This window comes from Mucilaginibacter sp. CAU 1740 (assembly GCF_039839285.1).
In the GTDB taxonomy this organism is placed as follows: Bacteria; Bacteroidota; Bacteroidia; order Sphingobacteriales; family Sphingobacteriaceae; genus Mucilaginibacter.
This window is the reverse complement of record NZ_JBDOQS010000004.1, coordinates 37846-52076: the sequence shown is the minus strand read 5'-3', so window position 1 is coordinate 52076 and position 14231 is coordinate 37846. Positions and strand designations below refer to the sequence as shown.

At 42.7% G+C, this 14231-nt stretch carries 15 protein-coding genes; 14 read left to right on the top strand and 1 reads right to left on the bottom strand.

The window, feature by feature from the left end; genetic code table 11:
- Positions 1 to 45: 45 nt before the first annotated feature.
- Entirely contained in the window at positions 46 to 783 is a 738-nt protein-coding gene (locus AAFN85_RS10535; RefSeq protein ID WP_347527182.1) for a glycosyltransferase family 2 protein, read from the bottom strand.
- Between the two features lie 107 nt (positions 784 to 890).
- Here AAFN85_RS10535 and AAFN85_RS10530 point away from each other — a divergent pair, with 107 nt between their 5' ends.
- The 14 genes from AAFN85_RS10530 (at position 891) to AAFN85_RS10465 (ending at position 14225) form a co-directional block, all read left to right on the top strand.
- Complete coding sequence (locus AAFN85_RS10530) at positions 891 to 1685, top strand: polysaccharide biosynthesis/export family protein (RefSeq protein ID WP_347527181.1); 795 nt, start codon at positions 891 to 893, stop codon at positions 1683 to 1685.
- A complete protein-coding gene (locus AAFN85_RS10525) occupies positions 1686 to 4106 on the top strand; it encodes a polysaccharide biosynthesis tyrosine autokinase (RefSeq protein WP_347527179.1) in 2421 nt (806 codons plus the stop codon). It abuts the gene before it with no gap.
- A 39-nt stretch (positions 4107 to 4145) separates the two neighbouring features.
- On the top strand, positions 4146 to 4643 hold the full coding sequence (locus AAFN85_RS10520) for a UpxY family transcription antiterminator (RefSeq protein WP_347527178.1): 498 nt from the start codon (positions 4146 to 4148) through the stop codon (positions 4641 to 4643).
- A gap of 163 nt (positions 4644 to 4806) precedes the next feature.
- Positions 4807 to 6594, top strand: a complete 1788-nt coding sequence (asnB, locus tag AAFN85_RS10515; RefSeq protein ID WP_347527177.1) for an asparagine synthase (glutamine-hydrolyzing) — start codon at positions 4807 to 4809, stop codon at positions 6592 to 6594.
- Positions 6587 to 7705, top strand: coding sequence for a glycosyltransferase family 4 protein (locus tag AAFN85_RS10510; protein ID WP_347527176.1), 1119 nt, complete (start codon positions 6587 to 6589; stop codon positions 7703 to 7705). Before asnB ends, AAFN85_RS10510 begins: the two co-directional genes overlap by 8 nt.
- On the top strand, positions 7698 to 8561 hold the full coding sequence (locus tag AAFN85_RS10505) for an ABC transporter permease (RefSeq protein WP_347527175.1): 864 nt from the start codon (positions 7698 to 7700) through the stop codon (positions 8559 to 8561). The genes AAFN85_RS10510 and AAFN85_RS10505 overlap by 8 nt, the downstream gene beginning before the upstream one ends.
- Positions 8562 to 9827 carry an ABC transporter ATP-binding protein gene (locus AAFN85_RS10500; protein WP_347527174.1) on the top strand — a complete coding sequence of 422 codons (1266 nt, stop codon included), beginning with the start codon at positions 8562 to 8564 and terminating at the stop codon, positions 9825 to 9827.
- Between the two features lie 6 nt (positions 9828 to 9833).
- Entirely contained in the window at positions 9834 to 10238 is a 405-nt protein-coding gene (locus AAFN85_RS10495; protein ID WP_347527173.1) for an FdtA/QdtA family cupin domain-containing protein, read from the top strand.
- Positions 10228 to 10650, top strand: coding sequence for an FdtA/QdtA family cupin domain-containing protein (locus AAFN85_RS10490; protein WP_347527172.1), 423 nt, complete (start codon positions 10228 to 10230; stop codon positions 10648 to 10650). The genes AAFN85_RS10495 and AAFN85_RS10490 overlap by 11 nt, the downstream gene beginning before the upstream one ends.
- Positions 10647 to 11183 carry a GNAT family N-acetyltransferase gene (locus tag AAFN85_RS10485; protein ID WP_347527171.1) on the top strand — a complete coding sequence of 179 codons (537 nt, stop codon included), beginning with the start codon at positions 10647 to 10649 and terminating at the stop codon, positions 11181 to 11183. The genes AAFN85_RS10490 and AAFN85_RS10485 overlap by 4 nt, the downstream gene beginning before the upstream one ends.
- Before the next feature lie 7 nt (positions 11184 to 11190).
- The gene (locus AAFN85_RS10480; RefSeq protein ID WP_347527170.1) at positions 11191 to 11427 is read left to right on the top strand and encodes a hypothetical protein; all 237 of its coding nucleotides are present in this window, start codon (positions 11191 to 11193) and stop codon (positions 11425 to 11427) included.
- The gene (locus AAFN85_RS10475; protein ID WP_347527169.1) at positions 11427 to 12485 is read left to right on the top strand and encodes a ketoacyl-ACP synthase III; all 1059 of its coding nucleotides are present in this window, start codon (positions 11427 to 11429) and stop codon (positions 12483 to 12485) included. The genes AAFN85_RS10480 and AAFN85_RS10475 overlap by 1 nt, the downstream gene beginning before the upstream one ends.
- On the top strand, positions 12478 to 13224 hold the full coding sequence (locus AAFN85_RS10470; protein ID WP_347527168.1) for an SDR family oxidoreductase: 747 nt from the start codon (positions 12478 to 12480) through the stop codon (positions 13222 to 13224). Before AAFN85_RS10475 ends, AAFN85_RS10470 begins: the two co-directional genes overlap by 8 nt.
- A complete protein-coding gene (locus AAFN85_RS10465; RefSeq protein ID WP_347527167.1) occupies positions 13224 to 14225 on the top strand; it encodes a ketoacyl-ACP synthase III in 1002 nt (333 codons plus the stop codon). Before AAFN85_RS10470 ends, AAFN85_RS10465 begins: the two co-directional genes overlap by 1 nt.
- Positions 14226 to 14231 lie beyond the last annotated feature (6 nt).

The following is a 14231-nucleotide window of genomic DNA, read 5'->3' as shown; positions in this document are numbered from 1 at the left end:
TCACAACCTGTTATACGGGGGACTACAAAAAAGGTTAACCTTTAATTAAATAAATTGAAAAATCTTCCTTAAAGGCTTTAATATAATAGCTAAAACCGGAAACTTTATCCCGTTTTTACGCATAGCATTTAAGTCAAACTTCCAGGCTTTTACGCGATTCGCGAAGCTTTTGTTACTTACGCCGCCAACTCGCATGTTAACCATTACTTTATCTAAATAAAAGCTTTTAACCTTGTACTTATACATAAACCGAACCATCAACTCATAGTCGCCGGCCGAACCATATTCAAGCTGATAAAAACCCAGTTTTTTAAACAAATAACGCTTACAATAAAAAGTGGGGTGCGGGGGCATAAAACCCCAGTTAAAGGATTTTTTTCCACATTGAGTACTACGCCATTTACGGATAATTTTTCCGGAAGGATTTACATAATCCAGATTTCCGTAAACAATCTCTGTATCATTATTTAAAAATGCCTGTGCTACTGATGATAAAACATCTGGTTGGGAAAAAAAATCATCGGCATTGAGTGTGCCCACAATTTCGCCGGTAGCCAGGGATATTCCTTTGCTCATGGCATCATATATGCCTTTATCAGGTTCAGATACCAAAATGTGGATATGGGAGCGGTACTGGTTAATTATCTGTAGTGTACCATCTGTTGACCCACCATCAATGATAATATACTCAATATCGGGATAATTTTGCCCTATCAACGATTCGATACATTTGCTAATGGTATCCTGGGCATTATAAACTATGGTAATGAGAGAGATTTTCAACCTTTCAACTTTAGGCAAAATACAGCGTATTTATAGCCGCAAATTATGTAATTTTGGGTTCGTAGCCTAATTATAATTAAATATTACGAGAACTTTTATAGTTAAATATGCGCAATTATATATCTACCTGCCTGATCATCGGGATCGCTTTAATAGTATCTTCATGTGCCAACAAGCAATACCAATATCTATTTGAACCAAAACAAGCTGTAACAGACACAGTTTCAGCCCAAAAACAAGCCAATATTGCAACCGGCAGCTACCGTATTAAGCCGCAGGATATATTACAAATTAAAAACCTGCAAAATATTAAATATATAGTAGACGAGACGCCGGCCGCTGGTTCAGGCTCAAATAATGGTGGTAGTGCCGGCACGCCAGGCCAAACTTTTCAGGTTGAAGATGATGGCACTGTTGCTTTACCCGCAATTGGCCATATCAAAGTTGCCGGCCTTACCAGGCCTGAGGCTGCAAAACAAATTGAGGATTTATATCGTAAAAGCCTGCTTAAAGACCCTATAATTGAAGTAAAAATAGTTAATCTGAAAATAACACTGCTTGGTGAAGTAAAAGCACAAGGAAATTATACGTTAACCAAAGACAGGACCACACTGGTTGAAATGATAGGCGAAGCAGGCGGCTTAACAGATAAAGCAAACGAAACAAACGTAAAGATAATAAGGGGCGATCAGCTTAATCCGCAGGTTGCCGAAATTAATCTGAGAGATATCCAGTCAATTAATGATCCGCGGGCCATTCTTCAAAATGGTGATGTTATTTATATAGCGCAAAATAAACGTGCTATACGTAATGAGAAGCTACAAAACCTATCGGTTATTACGCAACCTGTGTTACTGTTACTCAACACAGCATTAATTATTTTCACGCTCTCGCATCGGTAAATGGAAGAATTAGAGAAAGTTCAGCGAAAGCTACCCAGCCAGGAAATTGATTATTTTAAGATCGGTAAAATACTGCTGAGCCGCTGGTATTGGATAGCGGCATCGGTAATATTAGCATCGGCCATATCTTATACCTATTTGTGGTATACCCCAAAAATATACGCTACTTCCGGTACGCTTAAAATCGAAGAAAAAAAATCCGAGATCTCTGATCTGATCTCGGTAATGACCGTTCCTGAGCGTGGCCCATCAAAAATACAAAGTATAACATCGGTACTTACCAGCCGCAGCCTGATATTAACTGCCATAAAAGATCTTGATTACCGTACAAGCTTTTACATATCAGGCCGAGTGCGCACCACCGAAAGCTATCCTCAAAAACCACTGGATATTAACCTGATAAAGTTTGACAGCCTGAACTTTTTTCACAGCCTAATGACTTTTAAGCCGGTTAACCAGCAAACTTATAATCTGAGCTATAAGCTTAACGGTAAAGATGTTCAGGCTAATCATAATTACGGAAGTCTGGTAAGTATAGGCAATACCAGCTTCAGGATAAAATATCCCGGTACCGTTCCGTCAAATACCATTTACCAGTTTAAGTTTAACATTCCCGAAGATTTTATAGGCAGGGTACAAGGCGGCTTGTATGCTGGCGAAACGGCAAAAAATTCAAATATCATTGCCATACAGGAAACCGACTCGAACCCACAGTTTGCTGCCGATGTGCTCAACGCCATCATGAACGAGTATGTGATATTTGACAGAAACCAGAAAGCCCAATCGGCCTCGCAGATGATCGATTTTATTGATAGCCAGCTGGCCTACCTTTCTTCTGAAGTTAAGGGCTCCGAAAAATCTATCGAAAGCTATAAGAAAAAATCAAAGATACTGGATGTAACCGCTGCCTCAACAACCTCGGCCACCAAAGCATCCGAACTTGAAACCAATAAATCATTATTAAAGATCCAGCTCATAGCGCTTGATCAGCTGGCCGAACAGATCAATAAGGAAAAAAACAACGTAACGCTTAACTTTAATGTGGGCGGAACAAACCTCCCTTCGCTCGAAGCGCTTGTTACCAGGTTAGATAACCTGATAACCGAACGGGCCAGCCTGCTATCAACCTATAATGCAGATTCGCAGCCTATTCAAAACATCAATCAAAGTATTTTACAAATAAAAAATACAGCCCTTAACAATATCAAACAGATAAGGGTGGGGCTTGAAAAAAACGTACAGTATCTGGATAGCCAGCTTGGGCAGGTTAACACAACCATCGAAGCCCTGCCCGCCGCTCAACGGGATATGGTTAGCCTGCAGCGCGATTTTGAAATTAACGATAAGGTTTATTCTTTTTTATCCGAAAAAAAACTCGAAGCCCAGATTAGCAGAGCAGGCATACTCCCAGGCGCTACTATAATTGAATTAGCGCAGCCGAACTTTAATCCGGTTTCACCTAATGAGCATAACATTCACCGTACCGCTATTATTTTAGGTTTGGCCATAGGCCTTGGCATGATCATATTGATCAGGGTATTAAACCCTTTTATTTATGATAAAGAAACCGTTGAAAGCCTTACCTCTATTCCTATACTTGGGGTTATAAGAAAATTCCCAGACGAGATTGACGAAAATAACAAGCAAGCTCTCGCTGTTGCGAAACCCAAATCCATTTTTGCCGAATCGGTACGATCTGTACGTACCAACCTAAGTTTCCTGGCTTCCGAAAAAACCAATAAGGTGATCTGTATAACATCAGAAGTTGCGGGCGAAGGCAAATCTTTTGTGGCGGTAAACTTATCGAGCACGCTATCGCTTATTGATAAAAAGGTGATTTTGATAGCGGCCGATTTGAGGCGGTCGCGTTTGCACAAAACTTTCCAGGTGCCTAATGATGTTGGCTTAACCAATTACCTGGCACACCAGGCAGAAATCGATGATATCATTCAAACCGTAGATGTACAAACCGGTCTGGATTTTATAGTATCGGGCCCTGTACCTCCTAATCCTTCAGAATTGTTGCACAGCAACCGCATGAAAGCGTTAGTTGAAGAATTAAAAAAACGGTATGACGTGATCATGATAGATACCGCCCCTATCGGCCTGGTATCTGATGCTATCCCGCTTATCCGGATGAGCGATATCAATGTTTTTGTGATCCGGTCGGGCAAATCAAAATTTTACGCGGCAACAGTGCCCCAACGTATAGCACAAGAGTACCAGCTTGATAACACAGTTATAGTTTTAAACGCCTTTGAAGAGGATTTGCTGCACTCGAGATATTATACTACCAAATTTACCGGCGAATATACAGGCTCGCGTTATTACTATTATTCGGATTACAGCGGCTACGAAGGCTCGGGCTATTACCTGGATGATGAGAAGAAAAAGTGGTGGAACCCTAAAAATTGGTTTTAAATTCATTGAGTAGTAAACATTGTTTCTTACAAATTGAGTATGGCGGTAAACAAATGGTACCCGGTTTACACCAACCCAAGGGCCGAAAAAAAAGCATATGAAGCGCTGCTTACAAAAGGGATTGATGTTTATTTACCCCTGCACCGCCAGCTTAAACAATGGAGCGACCGTAAAAAATGGGTTGAAGAGCCTTTTATTAAATCGTACCTGTTTGTAAACATTACTGAGCACGAGCAGGCCGAAGTATTGATGACCAAAGGCATTTCACGATTCCTTTATTTTTCGGGCAAGCCCGCCATAATGCCCGATAGGCAGATCCAGGAACTTAAATTGTTAATGGCAAGCCCTTACGAATTGGAGATAACGGAGGAGGACCTGCAACCGGGCGAAAAGATCATTATAAAGGCAGGTGCGTTGAAAGGGATGACGGGCGAGGTGGTATCGCGCAGATCGCAAAAACAGTTGATCTTACGCCTTGAAAGCATAGGTTATTCCATCATTGTACACGTTGCCACATCGCTTATTGAGCGCTTTTAAAAACAGGAAAATTGTTTTGGTCTGTAGATTATATTTTATTATTTGCGACCATATTAGATAGATACGAACGGTTTGTGACCCCTGAAGCATAAACATTTAATAACTAATAAGTTACAAAATAAAACTGTGACTTACGGGGCGAAGCTATGAAAAACAACCAACCATGTGCCGCGTAGCGGGAATTGTTTCTGGCAACTTGCCGATAGGCGAGATCCGGAATAAAGTAAAGGAGATGTGCGGGGCGCAGCAACACGGCGGGCCGGACGATGAGGGCATATTTTATGATGACCAGGCCGGATTGGTTTTTGGTCACCGGCGTTTATCCATCATTGATCTGAGCCAAAATGGGCACCAGCCCATGGCCGATGCTGATCAAAAAGCCTGGATAACTTTTAATGGCGAGATCTATAATTATCCCGAACTGAAAAAGGAGCTTTCAACATTAGGCGCAAAATTCAAATCAGACTCTGATACCGAGGTTATTTTGCAGGCCTACATCTATTGGGGCACCACAGCTTTTTCAAAATTGAGGGGGATGTTTGCCTTCGCGTTGTATGATATTAAAAAGGCTACAACCTACCTTGTGCGGGATACCGCCGGTATAAAACCTTTATATTATTCTACAGCAAATAAAACGCTCAGTTTCGCATCAGAGGTACGGGCGTTTAAAGCAGCCTGTCTCCATACCGAAAATGATGGCGGATGGCAGATCAGGTTGCTGGCGTTTGGCCATATACCCGAGCCTTATACAACTTTAAAAAATATATTTAGCTTGCCTAAAGGGCATTTTTTAAGCTGGAATAATATCACCGCCCAATACACGCTAAATAGCTACCAAAGCCAAAGCACATCAAATATTATAACGGATATTAATGAGGCGCGGCAATTGATTAGCGAGTCGCTTAACAATAGTGTAAAAAGGCAATTGATAGCCGATGCGCCCATAGGTGTTTTTTTAAGTGGAGGCATTGATTCAAGCCTGATCACTTTGCTGGCAAATCAGTACAAAAAAGAGCAACTTAAAACCATTTCGATATTTTTTGATGAAAAAAGCTACGACGAGCGTGGCTACCAGCAAATCATCACCAATAAAACAAATGGTCAAAACTTTTTACACCTGGTAAAGCAAAATGATTTTGAGGCTTCTTTTCCGCAGATCATGAACGCGATGGATATGCCTACAACCGATGGCATTAACAGCTGGTTTATCAGTAAGTACGCGCACGATGATGGCTTAAAAGCAGTACTATCAGGTATTGGAGCCGACGAATTTTTTGGAGGATACCCTTCATTTAAGCGGATAAAACTCCTTGGCTATCTACGCAAGCTCCCATCAAAGTTACTTAGGGCGTTCAGTTCATTTGCTCCCGACAATTATAAAAGATTGAGCTTTTTAAGTGTTGATAGCCTGGTAGCCGATTATCTTGTATTAAGAGGCTTGTTTTTACCTGCCGATATTGCCGCCATTCTGGATACCGACACTAAACATATCAATGAGGTTTTATTTGCGTCGGCAGATAGTTTGGCGCCACGTAATTATAATGAAGAACATGCATCCTGGCTCGAGACCAATCTGTATATGCAAAACCAGTTGCTTCGCGATACAGATGTAATGAGCATGAACCATGGCCTGGAAGTGCGGGTACCTTTTTTAGATGAGGATTTTACCCAGGCCGCTCAATCCATTATTAACACAATAAGATTTAATACCGAACAACCCAAAAAATTATTGATAGATAGCTTTAGTAACCTGCTCCCAGCCGAAATATGGAACCGGCCAAAAATGGGTTTCACATTTCCATTACAACATTGGATGCAGGGGCACAAACAAATAAGCGACATCAATAACTATAAAGGAAAAAAAGCCCAAACCATTATTCAACAATTTAAAAATAACAACCTGCACTGGTCAAAAGCTTTTGCCCTGTATCAGGTACAAAACAATGCCTAAAAATGTAACTCTATTTACTTTACAAACTTTCAGTACCACGGGCGGCATTCAAAAAATGACCCGCACGCTTGGCCATTCCCTACATCGGGTAGCTTTAAAAAACAAATGGCATTTTGAACTGTGGTCGGCTTATGATAAGCCTAACGATTTGATGCAGCAATATCTGCCGCCCGCTTATTTTAAAGGCTTTGGCGTAAACCGCATAAACTTTGTTTTAAAAACCATTTTTAACCCAATGGTACTTGATGTGGTTGTGCTGAGCCACATTAACCTTTCCATTATAGGCCATGTGTTAAAATTTATAAACCCTCATTGTAAGATATGGCTGGTTGCACATGGTATTGAGGTTTGGCGGCCGCTTTCATTTTTTAAACGGAGGTTACTTAATAACTGCGATAAGGTGATCTGTGTTAGTAATTTCACCAAACAACAAATGATAAGCAGGCATGGCATTAATGAAGATAAATGCTTTGTGCTCAACAACGCCATCGATCCCTTTATACAACTGCCCCATGTGTTTGAAAAGCCCGAAAAGCTTTTAAAACGCTATGGCTTGAAAAATGACGATGTAGTTATTTTTTCATTAACCCGCCTGGCCTGTACCGAACAATACAAGGGGTACGATCAGGTTATCAGAACATTAGGCAGCTTAAAGACTAAATTTCCGCAGATAAAATATGTGCTTTCGGGCAAATATGATGACCAGGAATACAACCGCATCCAAAAACTGATTGCCGAATGCGATGTAAATGACCGGATCATATTAACCGGCTTTGTTGATGAACATGAGCTGGCCGATCATTTTTTATTGGCCGACCTGTTTGTTTTGCCGAGTAAAAAAGAAGGTTTCGGTATTGTGTTTATCGAAGCCATGGCCTGTGGCTTGCCTGTTGTTTGCGGCAATGCCGATGGCAGCATAGATGCCATACGAAACGGCGAACTGGGCGAAGCTATTGATCCTGATAACCTTGAGCAGCTTGATAGGGTTATTTCAAAGCACTTACAAAATCCATTAACCGCCACAAAACGCAAAAATCTGCAGCAGGAATGTGTAACTCATTTTAATGAACACGATTATATGATAAAACTGGAGCAGCTGATCAATGAGTAGCGCGAGCGAAGAAAAATGGGATTTTGAAATAAATGCCAAAAGCAGCCTGCTCGATCTGAAGCTGAAAGAACTGTGGCACTACCGCGATCTGTTATTATTATTAGTACGCCGTGATTTTATTTCGTTTTATAAACAAACCATTTTAGGGCCTATATGGTTTTTTGTGCAGCCCATAGTAACCATTGTGTTTTACACCGTGGTGTTTGGCGGTTTGGCCGGTATCCCGGTTGATGGCTTGCCTAAAGCATTATTTTACCTTGCCGGTACCATCGTTTGGAACTATTTTTCTGATTGTTTGATCAAAACATCAACTGTATTTAAGGATAATGCCGCCATGCTGGGCAAGGTGTACTTCCCGAGGTTAATTATGCCCGTGAGTATCGTATTATCAAACCTGGTGCGTTTCGCCGTGCAACTGGCATTGTTTGTTGTGCTCTATATTGTATTTTTAGCGAAGGGCGAACATATCGCACCTAATTATATCGCATTGCTTTTACCCGTTCTTATCCTGATGATAGCTTCGTTGGGATTAGGATTGGGAATGATCATATCGGCAGTTACTACCAAATACCGCGACATCGCTTTTCTGGTCACTTTCGGTGTGCCACTTTTAATGTATGCTACTACGGTTATCTACCCCTTATCTGTAGTGCAAACCCAGCATGCCAAATATGCCTGGATCATTGAGGCCAATCCTATCACAGCGGTAATTGAAACCTTCAGGTACGGCTTTTTAGGAAAGGGTAGTTTCAGTTGGGAACTTTTAGGTTATAGCGCGTTAACCACAGTTATTATCCTGATAATAGGAACAGTGGTATTTAATAAAGTTGAAAAAGCTTTTGTTGATACAGTATAAATGGGCACGGTAATTAAGGTAGAAAATCTTTCAAAAGCCTATCAACTTGGCGATTTCGGCACAGGTACCATCTCACGCGATCTGGAACGTTTTTGGGCCAGGCTACGGGGCAAAGAAGATCCGTTTTTAAAAATAGGCGAGATCAATGACCGCAGCACCAAAGGCACCAGCGATGTGGTTTGGAGCCTGAGTGATATCAACTTTGAAGTTGAACAAGGTGATGCGGTAGGCATCATAGGCAGGAATGGTGCAGGCAAAAGTACCTTGCTCAAAATATTAAGCCGGGTTACCTCCCCTACTACCGGTTCGGTAAAAATGAAAGGACGTATAGCCAGTTTGCTGGAGGTAGGAACAGGCTTCCATCCCGAATTAACCGGGCGCGAAAATATATACCTCAACGGTGCCATCTTGGGTATGCGCAAAGCCGAGATCAAACGGAAATTTGATGAGATAGTTGATTTTTCGGGCGTTGAACGTTATATCGATACACCGGTAAAACGCTACTCGTCGGGGATGTATGTGCGGTTAGCCTTTGCGGTGGCTGCGCACCTTGAGAGTGAAATTTTAATTATAGATGAGGTATTAGCCGTAGGTGACGCCGAGTTCCAGAAAAAATGCCTTGGCAAAATGGGCGAGGTAAGCAAAGGCGAAGGTCGTACCGTTTTATTTGTGAGCCATAATATGGCCGCGGTGAAAACGCTTTGCAATAAAGGGATTGTACTGGCCAACGGGCAGCTCATTTATCAAAATAAACAGCTGGAAGCAGTTAGCTTCTATCAAACCAATAACAATACAAAATCAAGCTTTGAGCACCGTGGCAATCTGGATTCGGCACCAGGTAATGAAAATATCAGGGTGCTGAAATTTATGATCAGATCGTTGGAGGGCGAAAGTATTTCCATATCAACGGGGCTTAGTTTTGAGATGACGTTTTTTAACAAAAAGGCAGGCATCAACCTCGATGCTACTTTCGAATTAAAGAACAGCGACGAGATCCCCGTGTTTCATAATGGCGTGCTCATCTCAACCAATAATGATTCAAACACCGGTTTATATCATGTTAAATGCGTTATCCCTCCTTACTTATTAAACGCGGGCAATTATTCATTTAAATTGATCTTTGGCGAAAACCAACGTTATCTGCTATTTAGTGCCGATGACTTTATCGGCTTCGAGGTGGAAAACGAGAGTAAGGGCAGCAATAGCGCTTTAGCACCGGGAGTTATCCATCCCAAACTTGATTTTACCGTAAATTACCAGGCATAGTACCTTATGGAAGTTCCACACATTATACAACTGCCTAAATTTTTAGATGACCGGGGGAACCTCTCCTTCATCGAAGAAAACAACCATATCCCGTTCAAAATTGAGCGCACTTACTGGATCTACGACGTACCGGGTGGTGAGCGGCGCGGCGGGCATGCCTACCTCAGTTTGCAGGAATTTATCGTTGCACTAAGCGGCAGCTTTGATGTGGTACTGCACGATGGTGATAAAGAAATGCGGTTCAGCCTGAACCGATCATACTACGGTTTATATGTGCCTAAAATGATGTGGCGGGAGATCGAGAATTTCTCCACCAACTCACTGGCATTGATTTTGGCCGATGGTAAGTACGATGAACAGGACTATATCAGGGATTTTGACCAGTTTGTAAGCAAGGCACATGAGCAGTAAAACAACCACCGTTTTTGATTGCAACATCATCCACCTGCGCCGCATCCATAACCGGGCGGGTAACATTACACCTGTAGAAAACAACATTCACGTACCGTTTGATGTAAAACGGGTTTACTATTTATATGATATTCCCGGCGGCGAATCCCGCGCTGCGCATGGGCACAAACAATTGGAGCAATTTATAGTGGCAGCCAGCGGGAGCTTTGATTTGACTATTGATGATGGCATCAACAAAAAAACAGTACAGCTAAACCGCCCTTACATGGGATTGCATGTAAAACCCGGCATTTGGCGCGATATTTCAAACTTTTCATCAGGGGCTATTTGCCTGGTATTAGCTTCGATGCTTTATACCGAAGAGGATTACCTGCGCGATTACCCGGATTTTAAACAATACAAAAACCTGTGATACAATTACCCGCGCATCAATACGGATTAATTTTCAGGCTGGTTGAGGAGCAGGATGCCGAATTTATTTTGAGCCTCCGTACCGATCCGAGGCTGGCCAAGCATGTATCGCCGGTTAGCAATGAACTTGAAGCGCAACAAGCCTGGATCCGTAAATACAAAGAACGGGAGGCCCGCGGTCTTGAATATTACTTTTTATATACCGATGAGCAAAATGAGCCTTTGGGGGTTTTCAGGCTATATAATATTGAGCACAATACTGTAACTTCGGGTAGCTGGCTGGCCAAAAGCGGGCAGGACGAGTTAAATTCCATCCGGGCTGATCTGTTCCTGACCACCGCGATTTTTGAAGAATTTAAATTTGACCGCTGCGTGATAGATGTACGAAAAGACAATAAAAAGCTGCTCCGCTATCACAAAATGTTTTTCACCGTAACAAGCGAGGATGACCTTAACGTTTACATGTATATGAACGCGGCAGATTATCAGCGTAAAAAAGAATTTTTAACAAGCATTATACAACCATCAATATAACAACAGCATGAACATTGAAACATTTGTACAGGAATTTGCAGAACAATTTGACGAGATCCCTGCAGACCAGTTTGCGGCCGATACCCTGTTTAAAGAAAATGATGAATGGAGTTCAATGACAGCGTTATCAGTAATAGCCATGGTTGATCAAAATTATTCGGTAAGGTTAACCGGTGATGATGTTAGAAAATCATCAACTATTGAAGATATATACAACATAGTAGCTTCAAAACAAAACGCGTAATGGCATTCCTGCATATAAAAAATGTGGCGATTAAAGGGGTAGCCGCCTGTGTACCGCAAACCATTGAAGAGAATACGGCAATAACCAATATTGCCGCGCCCGATGTGGAAAAGCTGATCAAAACCACAGGGGTTGAACGCCGCCGCATTGTAAAAGCAGGCACATGCACATCCGACCTTTGCTTTAAAGCAGCCGAAAAGCTGATAGAGGATCTGGGCTGGGATAAAAAAGATATTGACGGCCTGGTGTTTGTAACCCAAACGCCCGATTATATTTTACCCGCAACATCCTGCATTTTACAAAACCAGTTGGGCCTATCAACAGAGTGTTTTACGCTCGATATTTCGTTAGGCTGTTCGGGCTTTGTTTATGGCTTGAGCACGCTGGGTAGCTATATGCAATCGGGCACCATCAAAAAAGCCTTGTTGCTGGCCGGGGATACATCGTCAATGACATCATCAAAAAACGATAAAAGCACCTACCCGCTTTTCGGCGACGCGGGCACTGCCACCGCACTTGAATTTGTTGAAGGCGAAGAAGGCATTAAGTTTCATTTAGGTACAGATGGCAGCGGTTACCAGGCTATCATCATTAATGATGGCGGATACCGCAACCGTTTTAACGAGGCATCGCTGCAAGAAAACCCGATTAGCGATGGTATAAGTCGCAATAACCTGGAACTTACGCTTGATGGTATGGATGTATTCTCGTTCGGTATTTCAAAAGCGCCGGAAACGGTTAACGCGCTCATCAATAAATTCGGCATTGACAAAGGGCAAGTGAACCACTTTTATTTTCACCAGGCCAACCTGATGATGAACGAACGTATCAGGAAAAAGCTTCAGCTGCCAGAAGATAAAGTACCGCTTTCGTTAAAAAACTTTGGCAACACCAGCAGCGCCACTATTCCCCTAACCATGGTTACCGAAACCGCCGAAAGTTTACGCAATGGCGAAAATGAGATCATCGCCTGTGGCTTTGGTGTAGGCCTATCATGGGCAAGTTTAATTTGCAAAACCAACAGGCTTGTTGTGCCAGACCTGATCACTTATGGATAATCCGTTCTCATTACAAAATAAAAACATCTTAGTTACCGGTGCATCATCCGGTATCGGGCGGCAGGTAGCTATCTCCACCGCCGGGATGGGTGCTACTGTACATATCACCGCACGCGATAACGGCAGGCTGGAGCAAACCCTGCAACAATTAGAACCCGGCAATCACCAAAAACACATTGCCGATTTAACCATAGATGCAGAAACCGACCTACTGGCCGACGCTCTACCCCCTTTAGATGGCCTGGTACTTTCGGCAGGCATTGTTAAAACCCTGCCTTTTAAGTTTGTTAACCACGCCGAGCTGAACAATATTATGCAAACCAATTTTTATGCACCGGTATTGTTGATCAGCAAGCTGCTGAAGAAAAAGAAGCTTAATAAAAAGTGCTCCATCGTATTCATCTCATCCATAGGTGGTAATTTTATTGGGGCTAAGGGCAATTCGATGTATAGCGCATCAAAGGGTGCTATCAACTCCATGCAAAAGGTTATCGCGCTCGAGCTTGCCCCGCAAAAAATAAGAGTGAACAACGTGTCGCCGGGTATGGTGCGTACGGAGATGATCGAGAATACAACCGCATTTTCGGCCGAACAAATGGCCGAGGATGAAAGCAAATATCCATTGGGCTATGGCGAAGTTACGGATGTGGCCAACGCTATCATCTACCTCCTGTCCGACGCCAGCAAGTGGGTAACCGGCATCTCTCTATTATTGGATGGAGGCTTTACAATTCAGTAATGCAGGCTTTTATTAAAGCAATCTCGTATCATTTACCCCAGCAGCAGTTAAGCAATGCCGAGTTATCGGCGTTGTTTCCGGAATGGGGCGTGGAGAAAATAGCCAACAAAATAGGTATTGATACCCGGCATATTGCCGCTATGGATGAGTTTGCATCAGACATGGCCGTTGCTGCCGCTCAAAAACTTTTTACGGAGCATAGCATCAATCCTGCCGAAATTGATTTTATACTCTACTGCACCCAAAGTCCCGATTATTTTTTACCCACTACGGCCTGCATTATCCAGGATAAATTAGGCATCCCGGTAAAAGCAGGAGCGCTCGATTTTAATTTGGGATGTTCGGGCTATATATATGGTTTGGCTTTGGCCAAAGGATTGGTAGCTGCAGGGATAGCCAAAAACATTCTGCTGCTCACTTCCGAAACCTATTCGAAATTTATCCATCCCGGCGATAAAGGCAACCGTACCATTTTTGGCGATGCCGCCGCCGCTACGCTTATTAGTACCGATGGTTTTGCAGCTATCGGCGATTTTGAGTTAGGCACCGATGGTAAAGGAGCAGAAAACCTGATGGTAAAACAAGGAGCCATCCGCTACCCGGATAAAAACGCTGATAGTGTGAAGGATGGTTACGGCAACCAACAATCGCCGGGGCATTTACATATGGACGGGCCGGAAATCTTCGCGTTCACATCACAGGCCGTCCCCGGTCTTATTGCCGATACATTAGTTAAAAACAATTTGGATAAAGCCGAGATCGACCAGTTTATTTTGCACCAGGCTAACCAATATATGCTGGAGCACCTGCGCAAAAAGATGGAGATCCCTGCCGAAAATTTTTATATCTATATGGCCAACGTGGGTAATACGGTATCATCATCGGTACCCATTGCGCTTTATGAAGCCATGGAACAAAAACCAGCCCCAGCGCATGCAAAATGGCTTTTGGCCGGTTTTGGTGTAGGCTACTCCTGGGGGGCAACCGTTATAACCTTTTAAATCCCT